This is a genomic window from Kitasatospora sp. NPDC005856, from assembly GCF_040629945.1.
In the GTDB taxonomy this organism is placed as follows: Bacteria; Actinomycetota; Actinomycetes; order Streptomycetales; family Streptomycetaceae; genus Kitasatospora.
Genome location: NZ_JBEXWT010000043.1, coordinates 19,039 through 45,278, shown reverse-complemented (window position 1 = coordinate 45,278; position 26,240 = coordinate 19,039). Strand labels below are relative to the sequence as shown.

Genomic DNA, 26,240 nt, shown 5'->3' with positions numbered 1-26,240 from the left:
CGGGGGCGAGAGTCTCCTGGCTTCCGGGTCGGACGCACCCCCGGAGCCTTCCAGCGGCCGTCGACGGCCCGCCGTGGCGATGTTCCGAACGTGCTCCCCGGTGACAGTGGCGGGACCGCGCCGGAATTCCACCGGCTTCCTCTCCATGCCTCCGTTTGGCCCCAGGATCCCATCACGCGCCCGAACCGGGAGTCAACCGAGGTCACGGAGGGGTTGGTCACACGCGGACGCCGCTGACACCCCGTGGGACGCCCGGCACGGCACCACTCCGGGCCGGCCGCACCGCCCCACGTCGCCCCCTGCGCCGCCCCCGCCACCGGCACCCTCGCCGCCCGCTTCTGGCACCTCCTCAGCGCCGTCGGGCCGCCGCCCGGGTGACCCGGACGGCCCAGCCGGGTGGCCGGGCGGGCGGGGCGCCGGTGGACTGGTGCTCGAACACCGTCCGGTCCGTCAGCAACAGAGCGGGGAGCGAAATGCGTTGGGGAACCGCCGCCGTCGTGGCGGCCGCCGCGGTCGGGGCCGCCGTGCTGGTGATCGGCCGTCGGGCCTCCGAGCGGATGGTCCGTCCGGAGGCCACCGTCCAGGAGTCGGGGCCGGTCCTGGTCCGCGAGCTCGCCCCCGGCCGGATCACCTTCACCCGCGCCCCCGAGAGCCTGCGCCCCGGCCGCTGGGCGGTCGAGTGGGCGGACGGCGGGCACGCGGTGGTCGAGGAGGTCCTGCACGGCGACGAGTCGGGTGTCACCCGCCGGCTGGTCCGCGCCGACCGGGGCACCCTCGCCCCGGGCACCGAGGTCCGCTTCACCCCCCGCGTCCACCTCGGCGACCCCACCGAGGCGCTCGGCCTCGCCTTCGCCGACACCGCCGCCGACGGAGAGCTCGGCGCCCTGCCCGCCTGGCGGCTCGACGGCAAGCGCGGCACCTGGGTGATCCTGGTGCACGGCCCCGAGGCGGACCGCCAGCAGACCCTCCCGGTGCTCCCCGTCCTCGACCGGCTCGGCCTGCCCGCCCTCGCCGTCACCTACCGAGGCGACCGCGGCGCCCCCGCCTCCCCGGACGGGCTCAGCCACTTCGGCGAGACCGAGTGGCGCGACATCGAGTCGGCGGTACGGCTGGCGCTCGACAGCGGCGCGGGCCGGGTGATCCTCTACGGCTGGTCCCTCGGCGCCACCATGGTCCTCCAGACCGCGGCCCGCTCCGCCTGGCCGCACGCCATCAGCGGCCTGATCCTCGACTCGCCGGTGCTCGACCTCCCGGCCTCCGCCCGCCGGGACGCCGCCCGGGCCGGCTTCCAGGGCGTCGCCGCCGAGCTCGGGGCCCTGGCCGCGGAGGGCCGCACCGGCGTCGACCTCGCCGACTTCGGCCGCATCGCCGAGGGCACCGACCTGCGGGTGCCCACCCTCCTCCTGCACAGCCCCGAGGACCGGATCGCGCCCTTCGGCACCGCCGAGAAGCTGGCCGCCGCCCGTCGCGACGTGGTCAGCCTCCAGCCCTTCCCCGGGGCCGACCACGCCACCCTCTGGAACACCGCTCCCGACCGCTACACCGAACTCCTCCGCCGCTGGCTCACGCCGCTGCTGTAGGGCGACTCCCGCGGCTCGTGGCCGGGCCCCGGGACGGGGAAGGTCCCGGAGTCCCGCGGAACCCACGAGCCGGGCCCTCGCCCCCCTCCTCGTGCGGGCGTTTCCGGCGGCGCCCGACGACCTTTTCCGGTGCGCTTCCCCCCGTCCACGAATGAACGTTTCCCCCATTCCGCCCACGGCGCGCGAGAAGTCGGCCAGTCCGACTTCTCGCGCAGCACGATCCCCCCACCCCGCGCGCCGCCCGTCCGGATTCGTTCTGGACAGCTCCGCCGGAAGTCGGCGGAGGACGAACCACCATGCGAGCCGCGCGAAATCCACCCTGATGTCAGGGGCAATTATTGACCCGGCCCCTGACCCCCCACCCGTACGCGCAGTGACCGCCCGGGCAATTCCGGTGACCGGGACGGCACGAGTGGCATGGGCAGGTCACTCGTTTCCGGCCAGGCGGTTTGCCGCTGTTGCCCGATCTTGCGGAGGTGCCACCGGCGGTCGCCCGGTCGTACGGACAACCGGATGTGACAGAAGGCCGGTACAAGGGGAAGACTGCTCGACGTGACGTCTCGGAACCCGCGCGACCGTGATGCCCCGCTCCCGCCGACGATCGGTACCGGTGCGACGGTGACCCGTCTCCCCGGAACGGCCCAACGGCCCGCCGGCGGCAGGCCGGGCGGGGCGGGTGTCCCCCGTAACGGAGTACCCCGGCGGCGAGGGCCCGCTCCGGCTCCCGGGCGGGGCAGGGTTCCCGTGCCGGAGGGCTTCCCGGCACCCGCCGAGCTGGCGCCGCTGGCCCGCCGGATGCTGGTGGACGCCGTCCGCGTCGCCCGCTGGGCCGGCGAGCTGGCCGAGGTCGACAAGCGCGGCGAGCTGCTCCCCGAGGACGCCCGTGAGGCGGGCCGGGCGCTGGCCATGACGGTCGCCGCCGCCGCCAAGGCGTGGGGACAGGCGCTGCTGGTGGGCCTGGTGGAGGCCCGGGACGGCGGAGCCGGCCCCGGCTGGCGCCTGCACGCCTGGGAGCACGACGACGAGGCCGTGGTGCGCGGCTGGTCGGCGCTGTTCGACGCCTGGACCCTGCTCGCCCCGGTGCCGCCCGCCGCGCTGCGCGGCGTGTTCGCCGTCCTGGCCGGACAGGCCGTGGACCAGGCCCCGCAGCTGCTCTCCTTCCTGCACCTGGTGGACGGCCCGGTCGCCGAGAGCGAGCTGCTGGAGCTGCTGCGCCGGGGCCTGGACGAGCGCCGGGTCGGCGCCGGCCTCGGCGGACCGGGGCTGTCGCCGGTGCCGCACGCGGCCTCGGCCGTCTCCGCCGTCCGCGGCACCTGCCGGGCGCCGCAGATCGACACTCCGGCCGCGCCCTCGGACGTGGCCGCCGTCCTGGACTGGATGCTGGACGGCCTGGCGGCCGTCGGCGCCCTGGTGCGCAGGAACGATGCCGCGGAGCTGTCGCCGCTCGGCCACTGGGCGGTGCGGGCCAAGCTGGAGGAGATCTGCACCGTCGCGCAGACCGCGGCCGGGCACATCGAGCAGAGCGCCTTCGAGCTGCTGAACGCGTGCGCGGACTACTCGCCGGGACCGGCCCGTGCCGAGTTCCGGGCCTGGGTCGCGGCCCGCCCGGCGGACCGGGCGGTGGGCGAGCTGCTGGAGGCCGCCCAGGGCGACGACGCGCTGGTGCGCGGACTGGCCTTCGAGGCGCTGCGGGTGGCCGGCGGCCCGGCCGAGCAGGCGGTGCGCGCGGCGGTGGACGAGCCGGTGCTGCGCCCCTACGCGCTGCTGTGGCTGGCGGAGCGCGCCGACGAGGGCGTCTCCCCGGCGGACGTGCTGGGCGCGGAGGACGCGGCCTGGCTCTGGGTGGACACCGCGGCCGCGGTGCTCGACCACGGCGAGACCGAGCTGCTGGTGGGCCACGTCGAGGGCGCCGCGGCGGGCGACCCGGTCCGGCTGTTCGCCCGGGCCCGGCAGTCCGGCCACCCGCGGGCGGCCTCGGTACTGACGGCGGTCTCGGGGGTGCACCCGGACCCGGGCGTGGCCCGGGCGGCCCGCCGCTCGGCGTTCAGCGTGCACACCGGCGGCGCCTGAGCCCCGCACCCCGCCGCACCCGCCGCCACCGCGGCGCTCGCAGCCGTCACGAGACAAGATCGCCCGTGGCCGTCACGACACAGCCGTCACGACGCGCACGACACAGGGGAAGGGCCCGGAACCACCAGGTTCCGGGCCCTTCCCCATGACGATCACGCGGACCGAGCCGAGCCGGGACTCAGCCGAGCCGGGACTCCGCCCGCCGGGCGCGGACGTCGCCGACCTTCTGCCCCACCTTGCGGCGGATGACCAGCAGCGGCGCCATCGCCGCGAGGGTGATCTGGGCGAACGCGCCGACGTGCATCAGCTGGTTTCCGCCGGGCAGCCCGGTGGCCCAGGCGGCCAGGCAGCCGATGGAGACCACGATCCAGCAGAGCGTCGCGGTGGCCAGCAGCCCCTGCGGCTTCGGGTACTCGATCCGGCTGACCATCAGGTACGCGGCGCCGAAGATGGCGAGCAGACCGGGCAGGAACGGCGGGTCGAGCAGCACGATGGCGATCACCGTCATCGCGCCCATCGGGCAGGGCATGCCCTGGAACACCCCCGGCCGCATCTTGACGGCCGAGAAGCGGGCCAGCCGCAGCACCACCGCGAGCAGCACCGTGATGGCGATGAGCGCCGACAGCTTGCTGTTGGAGCCCTGGGAGACCATGCCCCAGACGGCGACGAAGTAGGCCGGCGCGATGCCGAAGCTGATCAGGTCCGCCAGGTTGTCCAGTTCCGCTCCGAGGGCGGAGGAGCGCAGCTTGCGCGCCACCAGGCCGTCGAAGAGGTCGCACATCGAGCCGATCAGCAGCAGCGTGACCGCCGTGGCGGCGCTGTGCCGGTCCGGAGCCGCGTCCGGGTTGGTGATGTGCGGGACGAGGACCCCGGTGGTGATCGAGTAGATCGCCAGGAAGCCGCAGACGGCGTTCCCCAGGGTCAGGAAGTCGGCGGTGGACAGGTGTTGAGGAGAGCGCGGGGCGCGCAGCTCGCGGTCGCGCGCCCAGCGGCGGCGGCGCAGGGCCGTCTCCTCGTCGTCCAGGCCGACGATTGTCTCAGGATCAGTCACGGTCAAGGCGCGTCACCCCGGCTGTGGTCTTCTGGCCGACCTCGACGCCGACCTCGACGCCGGCCGGCAGGTAGGTGTCGACCCGGGACCCGAACCGGATCAGACCGATCCGGTCGCCCTGCTCGACCTTGGTTCCGGCGTCCACGTACGGCACGATGCGGCGGGCCACGGCCCCCGCGATCTGGACCATCTCGATGTCGCCGAGCTCGGTGTCGAAGTGCCAGACGACCCGCTCGTTCTGGTCGCTGTCCTTGTTGAACGCGGGGACGAAGCCGCCCGCGACGTGCTCGACCGACGTCACCGTGCCCGGCAGGGGCGCGCGGTTGACGTGGACGTTGAGCGGGCTCATGAAGATCGCGACCCGGGTGCGGCCGTCCGGCCAGGCGTCGATGCTCTGCACCACGCCATCGGCGGGGGAGATCACTCTGCCCGTGCCGATCTCACGCTCGGGGTCGCGGAAGAACCACAGCATGCCAGCGCTGAGCGCGCAGGCGGGTACCGCCGCCAGGGCCCACTTGCCGCTGCGCCGGGTGAGGGCGGTGGTCACGGCGGCCGTGGCGAGGGTGGGGACGAACCAGGGGGTGGCTCCGCGCGCGATGGTCACGCGGGGTCGCCGACCGGCCGTCGGGGCTGCGAGGGCATCGCGGTCCGTGACGGAGGTGTGAGGGGACGGGCTGATGGGCATCGAAGACCTTTGTCGCGGGGGATCATGGCCGCTGGACGGGGGCCACCGCGGGATCGGTAATAGAGGGACGGCTTGCTGTCCCGGTGGATGCTATCGGGAGCACACGGTGGGTGGGCAACCCGCCTGCTCGTTCATGTGTCCGGTGGCGGCGCGTGTGCGCGTCCACCTCTACGACCGTAGCTCGACCCGGTCCGGTTCCCAAGGGACCGGACAGGGCTGGTGACTCTTGTCTCAACGGGTGCGCCGACGGAACCCGGCGGGCGAAACGGCCGTAGCGGCCGGAAGCAGGTGTGCGGAAGCGGCCGCAGGGCGCGTCGTTGCAGCTGTACGCCCTGCGGCCGCTTCCGAAGGGCCGTGCCGGACCCAGGCGGACCAGGCTTGGGCCCGTGACGGGGCACGGCGCTCCGCCGGGACGGGCCCGCACGCCCGTCGACCGGCGGTTCGAGGGGGCCGCCCGGCGACGTGGTCCGTCGGGGGGCGGCCCGGGGGTCAGTCGGCGATCCGGTACTCCTCCAGGAGCCGGCGTCCGACGATCATCTTCTGGATCTCCGCAGTACCTTCACCGATGAGCAGCATCGGGGCCTCGCGGTAGAGGCGCTCGATCTCGTACTCCTTGGAGAAGCCGTAGCCGCCGTGGATGCGGAAGGCGTCCTCGACGACCTCCTTGCAGTACTCGGAGGCGAGGTACTTGGCCATGCCGGCCTCGAGGTCGTTGCGCTCGCCGCCGTCCTTCTTGCGGGCGGCCATGACCATCATCTGGTGGGCGGCCTCGACCTTGGTGGCCATCTCGGCGAGCTTGAACTGGATCGCCTGGTGCTCGGCGATCTTCTTGCCGAAGGTGGAGCGCTGCTGGGCGTAGGAGATGCCGAGCTCGAAGGCGCGGCGGGCGACGCCGCAGCCGCGGGCGGCGACGTTGACGCGGCCGACCTCGACGCCGTCCATCATCTGGTAGAAGCCGCGGCCCGGGACGCCGCCGAGGACGCGGTCGGCCGGGACGCGGACGTCCTGGAGGACCAGCTCGGTGGTGTCGACGCCCTTGTAGCCCATCTTCTCGATCTTGCCGGGCACGGTCAGGCCGGGAACCCGGGGGTTCGGCCCGAAGCCGGCCTCCTTCTCGATCAGGAAGGTGGTCATGTTCTTGTACGGGGTGTCGCCGCCCTCGTCGGTCTTGCAGAGGACCGCGACCAGGGTGGAGGTGCCGCCGTTGGTGAGCCACATCTTCTGGCCGTTGAGGACGTAGAAGTCCCCGTCCTTGACGCCCTTGGTGGAGATGGCCGAAACGTCGGAGCCGAGGCCCGGCTCGGACATCGAGAAGGCGCCGCGGATCTCGCCGGCCGCCATCCTCGGAAGGAAGTGGTCCTTCTGCTCCTGGGTGCCGTGGGCGTTGATCATGTGCGCCACGATGAAGTGGGTGTTCACGATGCCGGAGACCGACATCCAGCCGCGGGCGATCTCCTCGACCACCAGGGCGTAGGTGAGCAGCGACTCGCCGAGGCCGCCGTACTCCTCGGGGATGGTGAGGCCGAACAGGCCGAGCTGCTTCATGCCCTCGACGATGGCGGTCGGGTACTCGTCCTTGTGCTCCAGCTCGGTCGCGACCGGAATGATCTCCTTGTCGACGAAATCCCGCACGGTGGCGAGGATGTCCCGCTGGATCTCGGTGAGGCCGTCGGTCTGTGCGAGGCGTCCCATCGTGCGGCTCCGGAATGTCTGAAGAGGGCGGGGGGGGGGATTTCCGGGGGCCCTGCCGGCGTGGCTGCGGCAGCAGGGCCCCCGACCGGGTGGGGGTCGGCCGATGACGGCGGCCTCCCCGTCCGGGGTCTGTGGAGGGGAGGGGCTCAGGAGAGCGGGGTCGGACGGCCGGGCTGCTCGCCGCCGCGCTCCTTGGTGTACGTCTCGGTCGGCACCATCACCTTGCGGCGGAAGATGCAGACGACCGTGCCGTCCTGCTTGTACCCCTTGGTCTCGACGTAGACGATGCCGCGGTCGTCCTTGGACTTGGACGGCCACTTGTCGAGGACGGTGGTCTCGCCGTAGATGGTGTCGCCGTGGAAGGTCGGTGCGACGTGCCGCAGCGACTCGATCTCCAGGTTGGCGATCGCCTTGCCGGAGACGTCCGGGACGGACATGCCGAGCAGCAGCGAGTAGATGTAGTTGCCCACCACGACGTTCTTGCCGAAGTCCGTCGTCTTCTCCGCATAGTTGGTGTCCATGTGGAGCGGGTGGTGGTTCATGGTGAGCAGGCAGAAGAGGTGGTCGTCGTACTCGGTGACCGTCTTGCCGGGCCAGTGCTTGTAGACCGCGCCGACCTCGAACTCCTCGTAGGTGCGTCCGAACTGCATGCCGTGGGCCCTCAGCTTTCCGGGATCTCGAACTTGGTGGTGCGCTGCATGCCCGCGGCCCGGCCCTTGCCGGCGACGACCAGCGCCATCTTGCGGCTGGCCTCGTCGATCATCTCGTCGCCGAGCATGGCGGAGCCCTTGGCGCCGCCCGCCTCGGAGGTGCAGTAGTCGTACGCGTCGAGGATCAGCTCGGCGTGGTCGTAGTCCTCCTGCGAGGGCGAGTAGATCTCGTTCGCGGCGGCGACCTGGTCCGGGTGGAGCACCCACTTGCCGTCGAAGCCGAGGGCGGCCGAGCGGCGGGCGACCTCGCGGTAGCCCTCCTGGTTGCGGATCTGGAGGTACGGGCCGTCGATCGCCTGGAGGTCGTTGGCGCGGGCGGCCATCAGGATGCGCATCAGGATGTAGTGGTAGGCGTCGGCGTTGTAGCCGGGCGGCTGCTCGCCGACGACCAGCGACTTCATGTTGATGGAGGCCATGAAGTCGGCGGGGCCGAAGATGATGGTCTCCAGCCGGGGCGAGGCCTCGGCGATGGCGTCGACGTTGATCAGGCCCTTGGCGTTCTCGATCTGCGCCTCGATGCCGATCCTGCCGACCTCGAAGCCCATGGTCTTCTCGATCTGGGTGAGCAGCAGGTCGAGCGCCTTGATCTGCTCGGCGTCCTGCACCTTGGGCAGCATGATGCAGTCGAGGTTGGGGCCGGCGCCCTCGACCACGGTGATCACGTCGCGGTAGGTCCAGTGGGTGGTCCAGTCGTTGACCCGGACCACGCGGGTCTTGCCGCCCCAGTCGCCGTTGTTGAGCGCGTCGACGATGTTGTGGCGCGCGCTCTCCTTGACCAGGGGGGCGCAGGCGTCCTCCAGGTCGAGGAAGACCTGGTCGGCCGGCAGGCCCTGGGCCTTCTCCAGGAAGCGCGGGTTGCTGCCCGGCACGGCGAGACAGGAGCGGCGCGGGCGCAGGCGGTTGACAGGAGTCATGAGAATCGAGGGTCCCTTCCCAGTGGTCAGCTGGTCAGCTGTTCAGTTCGTGGCCGCGGTCGGTGCGGGCGTCCACGGCTGGAGCTCGTTGGCCAGCCGGATCTCGTCCACGATCCGGCCGATGATGGTCGTGATGCCGAAGTCCTTCGGGGTGAACACGGCGGCGACGCCGGCGGCCCTGAGGGCCTCGCCGTCCGCTGCCGGGATGATGCCACCCACGATCACCGGGACATCCTCCACCCCGGCGCGGCGCAGCCGCTTCAGGACGTCGGGCACCAGCTCGCCGTGCGCGCCGGAGAGGATGGACAGGCCCACGCAGTGCACGTCCTCCGCGACGGCGGCGGAGACGATCTGCTCCGGGGTCAGCCGGATGCCCTGGTAGACCACCTCGAAGCCGGCGTCGCGGGCCCGGACGGCGATCTGTTCGGCGCCGTTGGAGTGCCCGTCCAGGCCGGGCTTGCCGACCAGCAGGCGCAGCTTGCCGGCGCCCAGCTCCCGGGCGGTGGCGGCGACCGCGGCACGGACCTGCTCCAGCTCGCCGCCGGGCTCGGCGGGCACCGCGACGGGGGCGCCGCCGACGCCGGTGGGCGCGCGGTACTCGCCGAAGACCTCGCGCAGGGCGAAGGACCACTCGCCGGTGGTGACGCCGGCCCGGGCGCAGGCGAGCGTGGCCGGCATCAGGTTGGCCCCGGTGGCGGCGACGGCCTTGAGCTCGGCCAGCGACGCCTGGGCGGCGGCCTCGTCGCGCTCGGCGCGCCAGGCCTCCAGGGCGGCGAGCACGGACTGCTCGGAGGCCGGGTCGACCACCATGATCGCGGTGTCGAGGTCGGCGGTGAGCGGGCTCGGCTCGGTGGTGTCGAAGCAGTTCACCCCGACGATCTTGTCCTCGCCGGACTCGATCCGGGCCCGGCGGGCGGCGTGCGAGGCGACCAGGTTGGACTTCAGGTAGCCGGACTCGACGGCCGGGATCACCCCGCCCATCTCCAGCACCTTGGCGATCTCCGCCTCGGCGCCGGCCAGCAGCTCGTCGGTCTTGGCCTCGATCACCTCGGAGCCGTCGAAGATGTCGCCGTACTCCAGCAGGTCCGACTCGTACGCCAGCACCTGCTGGATGCGCAGCGACCACTGCTGGTCCCAGGGCCTGGGCAGGCCGAGCGCCTCGTTCCAGGCGGGCAGCTGGACGGCGCGGGCGCGGGCGTCCTTGGAGAGGGTGACGGCCAGCATCTCCAGGACGATCCGCTGGACGTTGTTCTCCGGCTGGGCCTCGGTCAGGCCGAGCGAGTTGACCTGGACGCCGTAGCGGAAGCGGCGCTGCTTGGGGTCGGTGACGCCGTAGCGCTCCCGGGTGACCTTCTCCCACAGCCGGGCGAAGGCGCGCATCTTGCACATCTCCTCGACGAAGCGCACGCCGGCGTTCACGAAGAAGGAGATCCGGGCGACCACCTCGCCCATCCGCTCGGCCGGCACCTGTCCGGAGTCGCGCACGGCGTCGAGCACCGAGATGGCGGTGCACATCGCGTAGGCGATCTCCTGGACGGGCGTGGCCCCGGCCTCCTGCAGGTGGTAGCTGCAGATGTTGATCGGGTTCCACTTGGGGATGTTGCCGACCGTGTAGGCGATCATGTCGGTGATCAGCCGCACCGACGGGCCGGGCGGGAAGACGTGCGTCCCGCGCGACAGGTACTCCTTGACGATGTCGTTCTGGGTGGTGCCGGTGAGCTTGGCGATGTCCGCGCCCTGCTCCTCGGCGACCACCTGGTAGAGCGCCAGCAGCCACATGGCGGTGGCGTTGATCGTCATGGAGGTGTTGGTCCGTTCGAGCGGGATGCCGTCGAACAGGGCGCGCATGTCGCCGACGTGGCCGACCGGGACGCCGACCCGGCCGACCTCGCCGCGGGCGAGGACGTGGTCGGAGTCGTAGCCGGTCTGGGTCGGCAGGTCGAAGGCGACGGACAGGCCGGTCTGGCCCTTCGCCAGGTTCCGCCGGTAGAGCGCGTTGGAGTCGCTCGCGGTGGAGTGGCCGGCGTAGGTGCGCATCAGCCAGGGACGGTCGCGCTTCTGAGGCTCGGTCATCTGATCCGTCTCACACGTTCCGGAAGCGGTTGATGGCGTCGATGTGCTGGGCGCGGAACTCCGGGTCGGTGACGCCGAGTCCCTCCTCGGGGGCCAGGCAGAGCACGCCGACCTTGCCCTGGTGCTTGTTGTGGTGCACGTCGAGGGCGGCCTGGCCGGTCTCCTCCAGGGAGTAGACCTTGGACAGGGTCGGGTGGATCTTGCCCTTGGCGATCAGGCGGTTGGCCTCGAAGGCCTCGCGGTAGTTCGCGAAGTGCGAGCCGACGATGCGCTTGAGCGACATCCACAGGTACCGGTTGTCGTACTGGTGCATGTAGCCGGAGGTGGAGGCGCAGGTGACGATGGTGCCGCCCTTGCGGGTGACGTACACCGAGGCGCCGAAGGTCTCGCGGCCCGGGTGCTCGAAGACGATGTCCACGTCCTCGCCGCCGGTGAACTCGCGGATCCTGGCGCCCAGGCGCTTCCACTCGCGCGGGTCCTGGGTGTGCTCGTCCTTCCAGAACCGGTAGCCCTCGGCGGAGCGGTCGATGATCGCCTCGGCGCCCATGGCGCGGCAGATCTCGGCCTTGGCGTCGCTGGAGACCACGCAGATCGGGGTGGCGCCGCCGGCCAGCGCGTACTGGGTGGCGTACGAGCCGAGGCCGCCGCTGGCCCCCCAGATCAGCACGTTGTCGCCCTGCTTCATGCCGGCGCCGTTGCGCGAGACCAGCTGGCGGTACGCGGTGGAGTTGACCAGACCGGGGGAGGCGGCCTCCTCCCAGGTGAGGTGCTTGGGCTTGGGCAGCAGCTGGTTGGTCTTCACCAGGGCCAGCTGGGCCAGGCCGCCGAAGTTGGTCTCGAAGCCCCAGATGCGCTGCTCCGGGTCCATCATCGTGTCGTTGTGGCCGTCCGCGGACTCCAGCTCGACCGAGAGGCAGTGCGCGACGACCTCGTCGCCCGGCTTCCAGGCGTTGACCCCGGCACCGGTGCGCAGCACCACGCCGGCGAGGTCGGAGCCGACCACGTGGTACGGCAGGTCGTGGCGCTTGGTGAGCGGCGACAGTCGGCCGTAGCGCTCCAGGAAGCCGAAGGTGGAGACCGGCTCGAAGATCGAGCTCCAGACGGTGTTGTAGTTCACCGCGCTCGCCATGACGGCGACCAGGGCCTCGCCGGGGCCCAGCTCGGGCAGGGCGACCTCGTCGAGGTGAAGGGACTTGCGGGGGTCCTTGTCGCGGCTGTCGAGGCCCGCGAACATCTGCTCCTCGTCCTTGTGGAGCGTCACCGCTCGGTAGGACTCGGGGAGCTCGATCGCCGCGAAGTCCGCCGACGTGGTGTCGGTGCTGATGATCGCGTCGAGGATTTCCTGCATGGCTGCCTCCGAAGGCGTACCTGTGTGAGGGCACAGGGCGTCTGGGGGAGCCGGGAGCGGACACCGGCTTCGCTGAGGTGGGTGGTGGGCGGGTCAGGCTGGGCGCCCGGGGTGGACCGGGCGGGTGCTGGCTCTGCTCCCGGGGTGTGGGAACGCCGGACGACGGCGCGCCGAGGTGGGGAGCCGCGGCGCCGCGACTGGTGGGTAACAAGGTAGTGGCACCCTGTGCCACTCGTAAAGACACCGGGTGTCACGAATTCCGACGGCTTCCGAGCCCGCGCGACGCGCGTTGCGCGGACATGCGAAGGGCCCGCGCCGATTCCTCGGCGCGGGCCCTTGATGCCGCTCTGACCTGCGTAAATGCTGTGGCTATGACTCCCGGGCGCCACTCAGTGCGGCCCGGATGCTGTCCACGACGACCTCCAGCGGGGCGTCCGTCCGGGCGACTGTGATGAGGACCTCACCTCCGGGGCTGGCACTCAGTGCGCTCTCCGCCCCGATGTCACCCGGGGTCCCACTGGCACCCGGTGCCACCAGTGAGCCCCGCCGCCTGGCACCCGGCGCGCTGGCGGCCCAGAAGGTCCGCCGGATCACCTCGAAGGAGTGGTCCAGCTGCGCCTCCACGTCGCCCCGGCCGCCGGCCCGGAGCCAGCGCCGCAGCACGTGGTTGTGCGCCGCGACCACCGCCGCCGCCGAGACCTCGGCCAGCATCGAGTCGTCCTCGCCGCCGCGCTGCCAGCCGGACGGGATGGACTCGCTGGTGTCGAAGCGCCCCAGCAGGTAGCGGGTGAACAGCCGCTCGTAGCGGGCCACCACGGCGATCTCCCGCTCGCGCAGCGCCGGGACCTGACGGATCAGCTGGTACCGCGCGACCGACACCCCCGGGGTGGAGGCGTACATCCGCAGCACCTCCTTGATGCCGCGGCACACCACGTCCAGCGGGTGCTCCTCCGGCTCCGCGCTGGCCAGCAGGTCGGCCACCCGCACCAGGGTGTCGTCGTGGTCCGGGAAGATCGCCTCCTCCTTGGACCGGAAGTACCGGAAGAAGGTGCGCCGGGCCACCCCGGCGGCGGCCGCGATCTGGTCGACCGTGGTCTCCTCGTAGCCCTGCGAGGCGAACAGCTCCATCGCGGCCGTGGCCAGGTCCTGGCGCATCTGCTGGCGCTGTGCCGCCGCCCGGCGGCTGCCCGGCCCGCCGTCCGGCCCGGTGCCCCCGGTCGAGGGGGCGGTCCGGTCGGCGCCGCCGTGCGGCCCGGCGGGGTGCTGCGGGGAGGTTGACTGAACCCGATCCATGTCCGGAACGCTACACGGCCCGGACGGCGCGGCCACGGCCCTTCCCCGCCGCACCGGCGCGACCGGGCCGGTCACGGCCGGACGGGGCCAGCGGGCGGACACCGTCCCGGGGCTCCAGCCGGGGCGCGCGGAGGACGCGGAGGACGCGGAGGACGCGGAGGACGCCGAGGACGCGGGGCCGTACGGCGGGGTGCCGTTGCCGGAGGCAGCCCCGCCGTGGGGCTGCGCCCCGGGCGGCGGGGATCCGTACGGCTGCGGCGTGGTCATCGGCGCGCGTGGTCGCGGAAGCCGCGGCCGGTCTTGCGGCCCAGGCAGCCCGCCGCGACCAGGTGCTCCAGCAGCGGCGCGGCGGCGAGGCCGGGCTCGCGGAACTCCTGGTGCAGCACCTGCTCGATCGTCAGCGAGACGTCCAGGCCGACCACGTCCAGCAGCTCGAACGGGCCCATCGGGTAGCCGCAGCCGAGCTTCATCGCGGTGTCGATGTCGTCCACCGTCGCGTAGTGCTCCTGGAGCATCCGCACCGCGTCGTTCAGGTAGGGGAAGAGCAGCGCGTTGACGATGAAGCCGGCCCGGTCGCCGCACTCCACCGGGTGCTTGCGGACCTTGGCGGTCAGCTCCAGCACGGTGGCGGTGACGTCCGGCGAGGTCAGCACGGTGGAGACCACCTCGACCAGCTTCATCGCCGGGGCCGGGTTGAAGAAGTGCATGCCGATCACGTCCTGCGGCCGCGTGGTGGCGGTCGCGCAGCTGATCACCGGCAGCGAGGAGGTGGTGGTGGCGAGCACCGCGCCCGGCTTGACGATCTTGTCCAGGGTGGCGAACAGCTCCCGCTTGACCGCCAGGTCCTCGGCCACCGCCTCGACCACCAGGTCCACGTCGGCCAGCTCGGCGTACCGGCCGACCGGGGTGACCAGCGCCAGCGCGGCGTCCCGCTGCTCGTCGGTCAGCCGGCCCTTGGCGACCGAGCGCTCCAGCGACTTCGCCAGCTGCGCCTTGGCCCGCTCGGCCTTCTCCTGGCTGCGGGCGGCCAGCAGCACCGGGTGCCCGGCCTTGGCGAAGACCTCGGCGATGCCGGTGGCCATCGTCCCCGAGCCGCAGACGCCGACGCTGCGCACCTCCCGGCCCGGCACCTTCGGCAGGCCCGGCCCGGTGGCCGCGTCCACGGCCCGGGACGAGCCCGGCGCCTCGTAGGTGTAGAAGCCGCGCCCGCTCTTGCGGCCCAGCAGCCCGGCGGCGACCAGCTGGCCGAGGATCGGGGCGGGCGCGTGCAGGCGGTCCCGGGACTGCTCGTACATCGCCTCCAGCACGGTGCGGGCGGTGTCGACGCCGATCAGGTCGAGCAGCGCCAGCGGGCCCATCGGCAGGCCGCAGCCGAGCCGCATCGCGGCGTCGATGTCCTCCCGCGACGCGTACTTGGACTCGAACATCGCGGCGGCCTGGTTCAGGTACGCGAACAGCAGGCCGTTCACCACGAAGCCGGCCCGGTCGCCGGCCGCCACCGGCTCCTTGCCGAGGTCGCGGGCGAACTCGGCGGCGTCCTCGGCGGTCCGCGGGGAGGTCAGCACGGTGCGGACCACCTCGACCAGCTTCATGGTGTGCACCGGGTTGAAGAAGTGCAGGCCCAGCACCCGGTCCGGGCGGGAGGTCGCGGCGGCGATCCGGGTCACCGACAGTGCGGTGGTGCCGGTGGCCAGCACGGTGGTCTGCGGGCAGATCCGGTCCAGCTCGGCGAAGACCTCCCGCTTCAGCTCCAGCTGCTCGGGCACCTCCTCGATCACCAGGTCCGCCCCGGCGGCGGCGGCCAGTTCGTGGCCGACGGAGATCCGGGCCAGCAGCCCGGCGCGCTCCTCGGCGGTCAGCCGCTCCCGGTCCACCGCGTGCGCGGTGGCCTCCTCGATCCGGGCCAGCGCCCGGGCGGCCGAGTCCTCGGTGGCCTCGATGCCGATCACCCGGCGGCCGCTCTTGGCGACCGCCACCGCGACGCCGGCACCCATCGTGCCGAGGCCGACGACGGCGACAGTGGGGAAGGGACGCTCCATCTGTCCTGACTCCTAGTCATGAAGGGCCCGCGCGTGCTCCGGCGGGCACGCCGCCGCGCCCGGGCGCACGCCGGGGGCGGCCGCCGCCGGAGGAGGAGGGTCCACGCGCGGGGGCTGGGGAGATGACGGGGTTCGGCGCACCCGGGCAGCGGCCGGTCCGCTCCGGCCGAACTGCGGATGTGCCGTGGTGCTCAGGCGCTCGAAGGTGAAGGAAGCGGCTCTGATACGAGGAGGAACCCGGCCCGCCGCGGTCCGCGGCACCTGCCGGTGAAGGCGCACCGCGCGGGCGCCGGAGAAACGGCGACCGCGGCCTGCCGCCGGTGCGGCTCCCGAAGCCCGGCGGAGGTGCGTGTCCGGCCACTGTAGCGAAGCTACTCGCGAGTAGGAAGAGGGCGTGGGCGGAAAACCGTTCGGGTCGCGGGCGGGCTTTCGCTAGGGTGACCGACGCGGGGGCGGCTCCGCGGCGTGCTTCCTTCTCACTCATCTCCAAAATGACCCGAGTGCGCCCACTCTCCGCCCCCGCTTTGTCGTATCCACCGGGGGAAGAGCAGTGAAGAAGCAGAACGCCGTGGTGCCCGAGGCCGCACTGGCCGCCTACCTGCTGCGCCGTCACGGGACGGTCCTGGTCCCGGGCCCGGCCGCGCCCGAGGAGCCCGACCCGTGGACGGCCAGGGGCCTGGTGGCCCTGGAGGCCGACCTGGTGCGGCGCGGATACGTCCTGACCGCCCCGCTGCGGGCCGCACTCGGGCGGCTCCGCCCGCAGGCGCTCGCCGAGAACGGGGCGGGACTGCTGGAGCGGATCGACGCCGAGCTCGGCGCCGACCGTCCGCACCAGCCGCTGTTCCGCGGCTTCCCCGGCTCCGTGCCCTCGCACGCCCACGCCTCCTACTCCGCGATGATCCGCGGCTTCCTGCTCTGCCAGGCGGGCCAGATCTGCCTGAGCTGCGCGCGGAGCAGCCTGGAGGCCGGGGTCGGCGCCCTCGCCCCGTGCGCCCACCTGCTGTGCGGCGAGTGCCACGAGGAACTGGTCGAGCAGGGCCGCGGCGACAGCTGCCCCTTCTGCCACGTCCCGCTGGAGCGCCGGCGCCACCTGGCGCTCGACACCAGGGCCGCCCGCAACGCCGCCGCCGAACTGCGGCCCGGTCAGCTGCTCAAGCCGCTGCGCCTGGCCGAGGCCGCCGACACGGCCGCACTCGCCGGCGCCGCGCTGGCCGCCCTGCTCGCCCGGCGGACCCCGCTGAGCCCGCAGGACCGCGAGGACCTCGCCCTGCTGCTGCGGCACGCCCCGGCCGACCCGGCCGGCTGGCTGCCCGCCGAGATCCCCGTCCGGGAGATCCGCGCCACCGTGCTGGCCACCCTGCTGCACCGCGACCGGGAGACCGTCCGCCCGCTGCTCGCCGCCCACCTCACCACCGCCACCGACGTGCTGCGGCTGATCTGGGCGTGGTCCGGCGCCGAACCCGACCTGCTGCCGCAGACCGCCCGCACGCTGCGCCTGCGCAACCTGCCCCGCCCGCTGCGCCGCGAACTGCTCGCCGTCCTGGACGCGCTCCCGGTCGGCACCCTCGCCGAGGACCTGCGCCGCCACCGCGAGCCCTGGCTGCGCGCCGGCGAACTGCTGCACCCGTACGAGCACCGCGCCCGCTTCCCGTACGCGGCGGCCGCGTTCGCGGTGGTCCGGCAGAGCGATCTGGACCTGCACGGCCTCGGCCCGCTGCTGCGGGAGGCGCCCGCCCCGCTGCGGGTGCGCGAGACGCCCGGCGGCCACACCCGGCTGACCGTGGAGACCTTCGCCGCCCGGGTCGAGCACGCCCTCGGACAGGGCGACCTGCCCGCCGCCGTCCGGCTGCTGGCCCGCCGCCCGGGCGAACTGGTGCGCCGACTGCACCACCTGCTGCGGGTGCACGCCGACTGGAGCCCCGGCGAGCCGCTGCCCGCCGAACTCGCCGAGGCCCTGCCGGGAGCGCTGCGCGCGGTCGCGCCCGGCCCGCTGCTCGGTGCGTACGGGCGGCTGCGCGCGCCGCGCCGGGCCGGCGAGCGGCGGCTGTACTTCCCGCGCGGCCGGGTCGCCTCGGCGCACTCCCGCTCCGACTGGGGCACGGTCGTCCCGGCCGCCCTCGGCGCGCCGGTCTGCGCCCTGATCGAGGCCGAACTGCTGCGCCGGGCCGAGCGGACGGCGCGGGAGGCGGGCCGCTACGAGGTGGCCGTGCTGGACGCCGCGCTGGCCGACCTGGTGGTGCCCTTCGCCGAGCGCGCCAGCGCCAAGTCCCTGGTCGCCGTGCCGCGCGGCAGCGTGCAGGGGCTGCCGGACGGGCAGCACCTGCGGCTGTTCGTGCACTGGACGCAGCGCCCGCACCAGCGGGTCGACCTCGACCTGTCGGTCGCCTTCTACGACGAGCAGTGGCAGTTCACCGGCCTGTGCGACTACACCCGGCTGGTCCTCGGTCCGCGCGCCGCCGTCCACTCCGGGGACTTCACCACCGCCCCGCCGCCGCACGGCGCCACCGAGTTCGTCGACCTCGACCTGCGGGCGCTGGGCGAGGCCCGGGCCCGGTACGCCGTGGTCGTGGTGTTCAGCTACAACGACGTCCCGTTCGAGGACCTCACCCACGCCTTCGCCGGCTTCATGACCCTGACCCCGTCCGAGGCGGCCCGCACGCGCAAGGGCGGCTTCCACCCCAGGAGCGTGCGCCAGCGCCTCGATCTCGCCGGGGACGCCAGGATCTGCGTGCCGGTGATCGTCGACCTCCAGCGCCGCGACTACACCTGGACCGACCTCAACGTCGGTGCCGACAGCGGGTTCCACAACCTCGCCCGGCACCACGCGCGGATCGGCTCGCTGGCCGCCGACGTGCTCGGACACTTCGCCCCCGGCGCCCGGGCCACCCTGTGGGACCTCGCCTGCGCCACCGCCGCGGCGGGCAGCTCCGAGGTGCTGGTCCGCGACCGGACCGGCCTCGGGCTCGACGTCTACCGGCGGGGCGCGGACGAGCCGGTGAGCGCCTTCGCCGAGCGGGTGCGCGCCCGCCACCGGAGCGACCGGCGCACCGAGCAGCGGCCGGACGACACCGGCCGGCTGATCGCCGAACGCCTGGCCGGCACCCGGGCGTTCGCCGCGCTGGTGCACGCCGACGTGCCCGCGCCGGTCGAGCTGGGCGGGACGCTCTACCGGCTCTACCCGGGCCCGACCGACGCCGCCCCGGACACCCTGGAGCGGATCACCGCGGGGGAGTTGACCGCCAGGTTCGCCCCGAACGAGTGAACGGATGAGCAGGGCCGCCAAGAGGACCACCCGATAGGGGAGTTACCCGGCCCCGGCCGGCGGGGCAGCATGAGGGCATGACCCCCGGAACCGCCACCGCCGGCCCCACCGCGCCCGGTCCCGCCGAGCCGCCCGTCACCGCCGAACGGCTCGTCGCCGCCGCCGCGGCGGCCGTCGCGCTGCCACCGCGCGACGAGCGGGCCCGGCGCGCCGAGGCGGCCGTCGACCGGCTGCGCACCGAGGCCGTCGAGGCGGTGGCCGTCACCTGGGTGGACAACGCCGGCATCACCCGGGTCAAGGCCGTGCCGCTCGGCGGTCTGGTGCACGCCGCGCAGTGGGGCGTCGGCACCGCACCGTGCTTCGACGTGTTCCTCGCCGACGACGCGATCACCACCAGTCCGATCATCGGCGGCCCCACCGGGGACCTCAGGCTCTACCCGGACCTCGACCGGATCGTCCCGCTGGCCGCCCAGCCCGGCTGGGCCTGGGCCCCGGGGGACAGGTACACCCAGGTCGGCACCCCGCACCCCGGCTGCCAGCGGCTGTTCGCCCGCCGGGCCGAGGCCACGGCCGCCGCGCGCGGCCTGGGCCTCAAGGCCGGCATCGAGGTCGAGTGGACGGTCGCCCTGCCCGGCGCCCCGCAGGAGGGCCCGCAGGACGCCCCGCAGTACCCGACGTACGGTCCGGCGTACGGGATGCACCGGGTCACCGACCTCTCCGACTACCTGCGCGACGTCCTGCGCGCCCTCGGCCGGCAGGGGCTGAACGTCCTGCAGATCCACCCCGAGTACTCCCCGGGCCAGTTCGAGGTCTCGGTCGCCCCCGAGGGCCCCGTCGCCGCCGCCGACACCTCCGTCCTGGTCCGGCACACCGTCCGGGCCGTCTCCGCCCGGCACGGCCTGCGGGTCTCCTTCGCCCCGGTGGTCGAGGCCGGCGCCGTCGGCAACGGCGGGCACCTGCACGTCAGTCTCTGGCGCGGTGAGCGCAACCTCGGCCACGGCGGCCCCGGCCCGCACGGCCTGACGGCCGAGGCCGAGGGGTTCCTCGCCGGGGTGCTCGACGCCCTGCCCGAGCTGCTGGTGCTGGGCTGCTCCAGCCCGGCCGGGTACCTGCGGCTGGTGCCCTCGCACTGGGCCGGCGCCTACCAGTGCTGGGGCCTGGAGAACCGCGAGGCCGCGCTGCGTCTGGTGACGGGTTCCACCGGGGAGCGGGCCGCCGCGGCCAACGCCGAGGTCAAGTGCTTCGACGCGAGCGCCAACCCGTACCTGGCGGTCGGCGGGGTGATCGCCGCCGGCCTCGCCGGGCTGGACCAACGCCGCGCGCTGCCACCGGAGTTCACCGGGGATCCGGCGGCCGCCGAGCCCGGCACGGTGCCCCGGCTGCCGGTCAGCCCGGCGGAGGCGATCACCGCGTACGAGCGCTCGGCGGTGCTGCGCGAGGCGCTCGGCGAGCCGCTCTACCAGGCGGTGCTGGCGGTGCGCCGGGCCGAGCGGGACGCGTACGCGGCCGTCACTCCCGAGGAGCTGGTCGCGGCCACCCGTTGGCGGTACTGACCGGTGGCGCGGCCGGAGGAGCTCGTCCTGGTCGACCACCACTGCCACAGCGTGGTGGCGGCCGAGCTCACCGACGACGCCCTGGCCGGGCTGCTCACCGAGTCCGACCGGCCGCCCGCCCCCGGCTGTTCGCCCTTCGACAGCGCGCTGGGCCTCGCGGTGCGGCGCTGGTGCCCGCCCGCGCTCGGCCTGCCGGCGCACGCCCCGGCCGCCGACTACCTGGCCCGGCGGCGGGAGTTGGGCGCGGTCGAGGCCACCGGGCGACTGCTGGCGGCGGCCGGGCTGGACACCTGCCTGGTGGACACCGGGCCGGCCACCGCCGCCGGCCACGAGTTGCTGCCGCTGACCGAACTCGCCGAGGCCACCGGGGCGTCGGTGCGCGAGGTGGTCCGGCTGGAATCGGTCGCCGAGACGGTGACGGCCGGCGCCGGACAGTGGCCGCGGGCCGTCGCCCAGGCGCTCGGGTCGGCCGCCGCCGGGGCTGTCGCGGTCAAGTCGGTGCTGGCCTACCGGCACGGCCTGGCCGCCCCCGCCGAACGCCCCGCCGCCGCGGCCGTGGTGGCCGCGGCCGGTGCCCACCTGCGCGGCGGTCGGCGGCGGTTGACCGACCCGGTCCTGCTGCACCACCTGCTCTGGACGGCGGTGGACGTCTGCGCCGAACTCGGCCTGCCGCTCCAACTCCACACCGGCTTCGGCGATCCGGACCTCACCCTGCACCGGGCCGACCCTTCGCTGCTGACGGACTTCGTGCGGGCCGCCGAGCCCGCCGGAGTCCCGCTGGTGCTGCTGCACGGCTACCCGTACCACCGGCAGGCCGCCTGGCTGGCCCAGGCCTTCCCGACGGTGTACACCGACCTCGGGCTGACGGCCTCCTACACCGGGCCGAGGGTGGCCGCGGTGCTGGGCGAGATGCTGGAGCTGGCCCCGTTCGGCAAAATGCTGTTCTCCACCGACGCCTACGGGTTGCCCGAACTCTATTTGGTGGGCACCTGTCAGTTCCGGTACGGACTGGGTGCGGTGCTCGCCGGCTGGCGCGCCGACGGCGCCTGCTCCGCGGCCGACGCCGAGCGGGTGGCACGGTCGGTCGCGGCCGGCAACGCGCGTCGACTGTACGCGTTGTAGGGGTGCGATCCGTGCTGGTGGGGGATGTCGTGACGGCTGTGGCCGCACGTCGGCGAACCATCACTTTTTAACACTCTTGACCTCTGTTTCCCTTGTTGGGCCTCGGGCGCGGGTAACCCCTACTCCTGGTCAAGATGTGACGATTAGATGACTACCTCTTGCGCTTATAACCAAATATTCATTAGCGTCCCGGTCATTCCCAGCGCATCTGCCGATGGCAGCTGCCGCCTGACGAGCCGGGAGGCCAACCCTCATGCGTGTTCCTCGGATCAGCCGTACCCGGTACGCGGCGGTGGGCGTCGTGCTCGCCACCGCGGGCGCCCTCGCGCTGCCGGCCGGCACCGCTGTCGCGGCCCCCACGGCCGACTCGACGACCGGTCCGCTGATGAGCTACGTCGTCAACACCAAGGCCAACCACGGCCAGGTGCAGAAGGTCGAGAAGGCCATCACCGGCCTCGGCGGCACCGTGGTCCAGTCGTACGAGCAGGTCGGCGTCATCGTCGCCCGCTCCAACGACACCAAGTTCGCCGAGAAGCTGCGCCTGGCCAAGGGCGTCGACTCGGTCGGCGCCAGCCGCACCAAGGGCATCCAGGCCTCCGACCAGGGCAAGGCCGAGGTCGCCACCGAGTCGGCCACCACGGCCGCCGCCCCGGGTGAGGACCCGGACGAGGCCTACCAGTGGGACATGCGTCAGATCGGTGCCGACAAGGCGCACAAGATCTCGCTCGGCAGCCGCAACGTCACCGTCGGCGTGCTGGACTCCGGCATCGACGCCACCCACGAGGACCTGGCCGCCAACGTGGACGCCTCGCAGTCGGTCTCCTGCATCGACGGCAGGACCAACACCGACTGGAAGGCCTGGCAGCCGACCACCAGCGACCACGGCACCCACGTGGCCGGCACCATAGCCGCCGCCAAGAACGGCAAGGGCATCGTCGGCGTCGCGCCGAACGTGAAGCTGGCCGCCGTCAAGGTCGTCGACGACGGTGGGTTCATCTACCCGGAGAACGCGGTCTGCGGCTTCGTCTGGGCCGGCGAGCACGGCTTCAAGGTGACGAACAACAGCTACTTCGTCGACCCGTGGATGTTCAACTGCAAGACGGACAAGGACCAGGCCGCGATCTCGGACGCCGTCCGCAAGGCCGTCGCCTTCTCGCAGCGCAAGGGCGTCCTCAACGTCGCCGCCGCGGGCAACGAGAACATCGACCTGGCCCACAAGACCGTCGACGTGGCCAGCCCGGACGACACCACCCCCGGCACCCGCCCGGTCACCAACGACTGCCTGTCGCTGCCGACCGAGCTGCCCGGCGTCGTCGCCGTCTCCGCGGTGGGCTCCGACGGCGTCAAGTCGTACTACTCCAGCTACGGCAAGGGCGTCGTGTCCGTCACCGCGCCGGGTGGCGACCGCCGCTTCCAGTTCCCGAACACCCCGGACAAGGACGGCCGCATCCGCTCCACCATCCCCGGTGGCAAGTACGGCTACATGCAGGGCACCTCGATGGCCACCCCGCACGTCGCCGGCGTGGCCGCGCTGCTCGCCAGCACCTTCCCGTGGGCCAGCCCGGACGAGCTGACCGAGATGCTGACCAGCCACGCCGAGTCCGTCCCGTGCCCGACCGGCGAGTTCAACCCGGGCGGTGCCGGCACCTGGAAGGCCACCTGTGAGGGCGGCGCGGACGACAACGGCTTCTACGGCGCGGGCCTCGTCAACGCCGAGAAGGCGGTCCAGTGGTGGCGCTGACGCGCTGACCGCGGACACCTCTGAACAGTAGAGCCGGGGAGCGGGACCACTGGGTCCCGCTCCCCGGCCGCGTTCGCCCACCGGCCGGTCACGCGTGGCCGCCGTTCGGGCGCGGGCGAGGGCGCCAAGGCCCCGCGCCCGGTGCTACCCCTCGTCGAAGTGGTGGTCCCAGACCGTCTCCACCGACGGCTTGCCGTGCAGGTCCGGCACCTCCCGCAGCCAGGCCGGCCGCCCCGCCCTGGTCCGGGCGGCCTGCCGCCGCTCCGCCTCGCGCAGCTGCTCGGGCGTGGCGAAGCCCTCCGGCAGCCACTCCTCGGAGAGCACCACCCGGGCGGCCAGGTGGGTGACGTAGGCGTGCCGCACCGCGTCCACCGAGTCGAAGCCGGGCTCGTCGGCCAGCCACTCGTCCGGGACCAGCGCCACGACCTCCTCCAGCAGCGGCACGGTGACCAGCGGCCCGAGCTCCTCGTCGGCCAGCCGGACGTCCGGGGCCGAGCCGCCGAGCGCGTGGGCGCTGAGGTCGTACCGCTTGCCGACCGCCGCCCCGGCCCCCGCCCAGCGGTGGTGGAAGATCAGCGCGGCGCCGTTGTCGATCAGCCAGAGCCGCCCGTGCCAGACCACCAGGTTGGGGTTGTGCACGGTGCGGTCGACGTTGCCGGTCAGGGCGTCCAGCCAGACCACCCGGCCGGCCTCGGCGGAGTCCACCGCGATCATCCCCGGCCGGAAGTCCCGCGCGCCGGGCAGCAGGTCCATCCCGAGGTTGAGGCCGGAGCTGGCCTTGAGCATGTCCTGGATCTCGGTGTCCGGCTCGTCCGCGGCGACGGCCGGGTCGAAGTCCACCAGCCGCAGCTCCGGCACCCGCAGACCCAGCCGCCGGGCCAGCTCGCCCACGATCACCTCGGCGATCAGCGCCTTGCGGCCCTGCGCGGCCCCGGTGAACTTGACCACGTACGTTCCCAGGTCGTCGGTCTCCACCACACCGGGGACGGAACCGCCGGCCCGCAGCGGGTCGACGTAGCGCACAGCAGTCACCAGATCGAGCACACCGGCCACCCTATCCCGCCGCGTCGCGGGTGTGAGCCTGTGATTGGCTTGCCGGACAGAGCGGTTCCCACCACACGAGGAGAGCAAGTCCATGGGACAGGTGCAGGCCACCACCGAGCGCGTCTACGACGCCGCCCCCGAGCGGGTGTACGAGGCGCTGGCCGACTACCAGGTGACCCGCCCGAAGCTGCTGCCCGCGCAGTACAGCGAGTACGAGGTGCGGGTCGGCGGCACCGGTGCCGGCACCCAGGTGCACTGGAAGCTCCAGGCCACCGAGAAGCGGGTGCGCGACTGCCTCTTCACCGTCTCCGCGCCCGAGCCCGACCAGCTGGTGGAGAAGGACGCCAACTCCAGCATGGTGATCACCTGGACGGTCTCGGCCGTCGGCGAGGGCCGCTCCAAAGTCACCGTGACCGCCACCTGGCAGGGCGCGACCGGCATCGGCGGCTTCTTCGAGCGCACCTTCGCCCCGAAGGGCCTCAACCGGATCCACGACCAGGTGCTGGCCAACCTCGCCGCCGAGGTCCGCTGACCCCTCGCGGGCCCTCCCGGGCCCACCACGGGCTCGCTGAGCCCTCCCGGGCTCGCTGAGCCCTCCCGGGCTCGCCGAGCCCGTCGGGGTCCCGCCGGAATCGTCCACCATGCGATTCGCGCGCGTGGATCCATCGAAGCGATCGAATCGCGTGCGGATTCGAGCGGTTCGGTCTCCCGTACGAGCCGAAAGCCGTACGGGTGGCCGAACCGCCACCTGCGGGTGACGAGAGCCACCCGGCGCGGGGGAGCCACCCTAGGCTCGCCGCCGTGCATATGACGATCCTTCACATTTCGCAACCGGTGGACGGCGGGGTCGCCCGCGTCGTCGCCGATCTGGTCAGGGGGCAGCGGGAGGCCGGTCACCGGGTCCTGGTCGCCTGCCCGCGCGACGGGCGGCTGGCCGGGGAGGCCGCCGCGGTGGGCGCGCTGGTCCAGGACTGGTCCGCGCGGCGCTCGCCGGGCCCGGGCACCCCCGCCGAGGCCTGGCGGCTGCGCCGGATCGTCCGGGCGGCCGCGCCCGACGTGGTCCACCTGCACAGCGCCAAGGCCGGGCTGGCCGGCCGGCTCGCCGTGCGCGGCGCGGTGCCGACCGTCTTCCAGCCGCACGCCTGGTCCTTCGCCGCCGTCGACGGCGCGCTGGCCGCCGCCACCCTGCGCTGGGAGCGCTTCGCGACCCGCTGGGCGCACCGGCTGCTGTGCGTCAGCGTCCAGGAGCGGGCCGACGGCGTGGCGGCCGGGCTGCACGCCGACTGGGCGGTGGTGCCCAACGGCGTGGACGTGCGCCACTACGCGCCCGCCGACCGCCGCGCCGCCCGGATCGCGCTCGGGCTGGACCTGGACGCCCCGCTCGCGGTGTGCGTCGGTCGGCTGTGCCGGCAGAAGGGCCAGGACGTGCTGCTGGCCGCCTGGCCGGAGGTGCTGCGCCGGGTGCCGCGGGCCCGGCTGGCGCTGGTCGGCGGCGGGCCGGAGGAGCAGCGGGTGGCGGAGCTGGTCCGGCGGACCGCCGAGCCCGCCAGGATCCGGTTGGTGGGGGACGTGCCGGACCCGCGCCCGTGGCTGGCGGCGGCCGATCTGGTGGTGCTGCCCTCGCGCTGGGAGGGGATGGCGCTGGCCCCGCTGGAGGCGATGGCGGCCGCCCGTCCGGTGCTGCTGACGGACGTGCCCGGCGCCCGGGAGTGCCTGCCGCCGTCCGAGCTGGCGCAGGCGGTGGTCCCGCCGGAGGACGCGCAGGCCCTCGCCACCCGAATGGGGGACGCGTTGATCGATCCGATCGAATGCGAGCGGCGCGGCGCCCGGTTGCGCGACCACGTGGTGGGCCGGCACGACGTGCGCACCGTGGTCGAACAGGTGGACGTTCTCTACCGCCATCTGCTGGGCGCGGGACCGGCGTCGGGGCGGCGCAGGGCCCGTGTCCCAGAGCGGATCTGATCGTTTCACATGCCGTGAATGCCCGCCGCTTCCGGTGTTGTCGTATTCGTATCCTCGACCGGATACGGAGGCGAGGCGTTAAATCCGAAATACCTATTAAT

General features: G+C 73.5%; 18 protein-coding genes and 1 riboswitch. Of the genes, 8 read left to right on the top strand and 10 right to left on the bottom strand.

Annotated elements, in window-relative coordinates; genetic code table 11:
• Positions 1-9: 9 nt before the first annotated feature.
• Positions 10-143: riboswitch (cobalamin riboswitch) on the bottom strand.
• Positions 144-473: 330 nt separating this feature from the next.
• Together ABZ449_RS24655 and ABZ449_RS24650 are read left to right on the top strand one after the other, a co-directional pair.
• The gene (locus ABZ449_RS24655) at positions 474-1,580 is read left to right on the top strand and encodes an alpha/beta hydrolase (RefSeq protein ID WP_360349634.1); all 1,107 of its coding nucleotides are present in this window, start codon (positions 474-476) and stop codon (positions 1,578-1,580) included.
• 744 nt (positions 1,581-2,324) lie between these two features.
• Positions 2,325-3,650, top strand: a complete 1,326-nt coding sequence (locus tag ABZ449_RS24650; RefSeq protein ID WP_360349631.1) for a hypothetical protein — start codon at positions 2,325-2,327, stop codon at positions 3,648-3,650.
• Between the two features lie 178 nt (positions 3,651-3,828).
• Here ABZ449_RS24650 and ABZ449_RS24645 read toward each other — a convergent pair whose 3' ends face one another.
• The 9 genes from ABZ449_RS24645 to ABZ449_RS24605 all read right to left on the bottom strand — a co-directional run bounded on the left by ABZ449_RS24645 (position 3,829) and on the right by ABZ449_RS24605 (position 15,455).
• Positions 3,829-4,653, bottom strand: coding sequence for a CDP-alcohol phosphatidyltransferase family protein (locus ABZ449_RS24645; protein ID WP_359903462.1), 825 nt, complete (start codon positions 4,651-4,653; stop codon positions 3,829-3,831).
• A 40-nt stretch (positions 4,654-4,693) separates the two neighbouring features.
• Positions 4,694-5,386: a phosphatidylserine decarboxylase gene (locus ABZ449_RS24640; protein WP_224280704.1), complete on the bottom strand. Its 693-nt coding sequence runs from the start codon at positions 5,384-5,386 to the stop codon at positions 4,694-4,696.
• A 489-nt stretch (positions 5,387-5,875) separates the two neighbouring features.
• Entirely contained in the window at positions 5,876-7,078 is a 1,203-nt protein-coding gene (locus ABZ449_RS24635; RefSeq protein WP_360349628.1) for an acyl-CoA dehydrogenase family protein, read from the bottom strand.
• A gap of 146 nt (positions 7,079-7,224) precedes the next feature.
• A complete protein-coding gene (locus ABZ449_RS24630; protein ID WP_359961015.1) occupies positions 7,225-7,728 on the bottom strand; it encodes a MaoC family dehydratase in 504 nt (167 codons plus the stop codon).
• An 11-nt stretch (positions 7,729-7,739) separates the two neighbouring features.
• Positions 7,740-8,702, bottom strand: a complete 963-nt coding sequence (locus ABZ449_RS24625; protein ID WP_360349625.1) for a CoA ester lyase — start codon at positions 8,700-8,702, stop codon at positions 7,740-7,742.
• 42 nt (positions 8,703-8,744) lie between these two features.
• Positions 8,745-10,775, bottom strand: coding sequence for a protein meaA (locus ABZ449_RS24620; RefSeq protein ID WP_360349622.1), 2,031 nt, complete (start codon positions 10,773-10,775; stop codon positions 8,745-8,747).
• A 10-nt stretch (positions 10,776-10,785) separates the two neighbouring features.
• Positions 10,786-12,123, bottom strand: coding sequence for a crotonyl-CoA carboxylase/reductase (gene ccrA / locus ABZ449_RS24615; protein WP_360349619.1), 1,338 nt, complete (start codon positions 12,121-12,123; stop codon positions 10,786-10,788).
• 369 nt (positions 12,124-12,492) lie between these two features.
• The gene (locus tag ABZ449_RS24610; RefSeq protein ID WP_360349616.1) at positions 12,493-13,416 is read right to left on the bottom strand and encodes a TetR family transcriptional regulator; all 924 of its coding nucleotides are present in this window, start codon (positions 13,414-13,416) and stop codon (positions 12,493-12,495) included.
• Positions 13,417-13,679: 263 nt separating this feature from the next.
• The gene (locus ABZ449_RS24605) at positions 13,680-15,455 is read right to left on the bottom strand and encodes a 3-hydroxybutyryl-CoA dehydrogenase (RefSeq protein ID WP_360349613.1); all 1,776 of its coding nucleotides are present in this window, start codon (positions 15,453-15,455) and stop codon (positions 13,680-13,682) included.
• 550 nt (positions 15,456-16,005) lie between these two features.
• On the opposite strand from ABZ449_RS24605, the gene ABZ449_RS24600 reads away from it, so the two are divergent.
• The 4 genes from ABZ449_RS24600 (at position 16,006) to ABZ449_RS24585 (ending at position 23,133) form a co-directional block, all read left to right on the top strand.
• Entirely contained in the window at positions 16,006-18,717 is a 2,712-nt protein-coding gene (locus ABZ449_RS24600; protein ID WP_360349610.1) for an MXAN_6230/SCO0854 family RING domain-containing protein, read from the top strand.
• A 77-nt stretch (positions 18,718-18,794) separates the two neighbouring features.
• Complete coding sequence (locus tag ABZ449_RS24595) at positions 18,795-20,270, top strand: glutamine synthetase family protein (RefSeq protein WP_360349607.1); 1,476 nt, start codon at positions 18,795-18,797, stop codon at positions 20,268-20,270.
• A 3-nt stretch (positions 20,271-20,273) separates the two neighbouring features.
• Positions 20,274-21,392 carry an amidohydrolase family protein gene (locus tag ABZ449_RS24590; protein ID WP_360349604.1) on the top strand — a complete coding sequence of 373 codons (1,119 nt, stop codon included), beginning with the start codon at positions 20,274-20,276 and terminating at the stop codon, positions 21,390-21,392.
• A 253-nt stretch (positions 21,393-21,645) separates the two neighbouring features.
• Entirely contained in the window at positions 21,646-23,133 is a 1,488-nt protein-coding gene (locus tag ABZ449_RS24585) for a S8 family serine peptidase (RefSeq protein WP_360349601.1), read from the top strand.
• A 144-nt stretch (positions 23,134-23,277) separates the two neighbouring features.
• Here the strand turns inward: ABZ449_RS24585 and ABZ449_RS24580 are convergent, their stop codons facing one another.
• Entirely contained in the window at positions 23,278-24,177 is a 900-nt protein-coding gene (locus ABZ449_RS24580; RefSeq protein ID WP_360349598.1) for a HipA family kinase, read from the bottom strand.
• Positions 24,178-24,268: 91 nt separating this feature from the next.
• Here ABZ449_RS24580 and ABZ449_RS24575 point away from each other — a divergent pair, with 91 nt between their 5' ends.
• Together ABZ449_RS24575 and ABZ449_RS24570 are read left to right on the top strand one after the other, a co-directional pair.
• Positions 24,269-24,709, top strand: coding sequence for an SRPBCC family protein (locus ABZ449_RS24575; protein ID WP_355263872.1), 441 nt, complete (start codon positions 24,269-24,271; stop codon positions 24,707-24,709).
• A gap of 275 nt (positions 24,710-24,984) precedes the next feature.
• A complete protein-coding gene (locus tag ABZ449_RS24570) occupies positions 24,985-26,139 on the top strand; it encodes a glycosyltransferase (RefSeq protein WP_360349595.1) in 1,155 nt (384 codons plus the stop codon).
• The last annotated feature ends 101 nt before the right edge of the window (positions 26,140-26,240 follow it).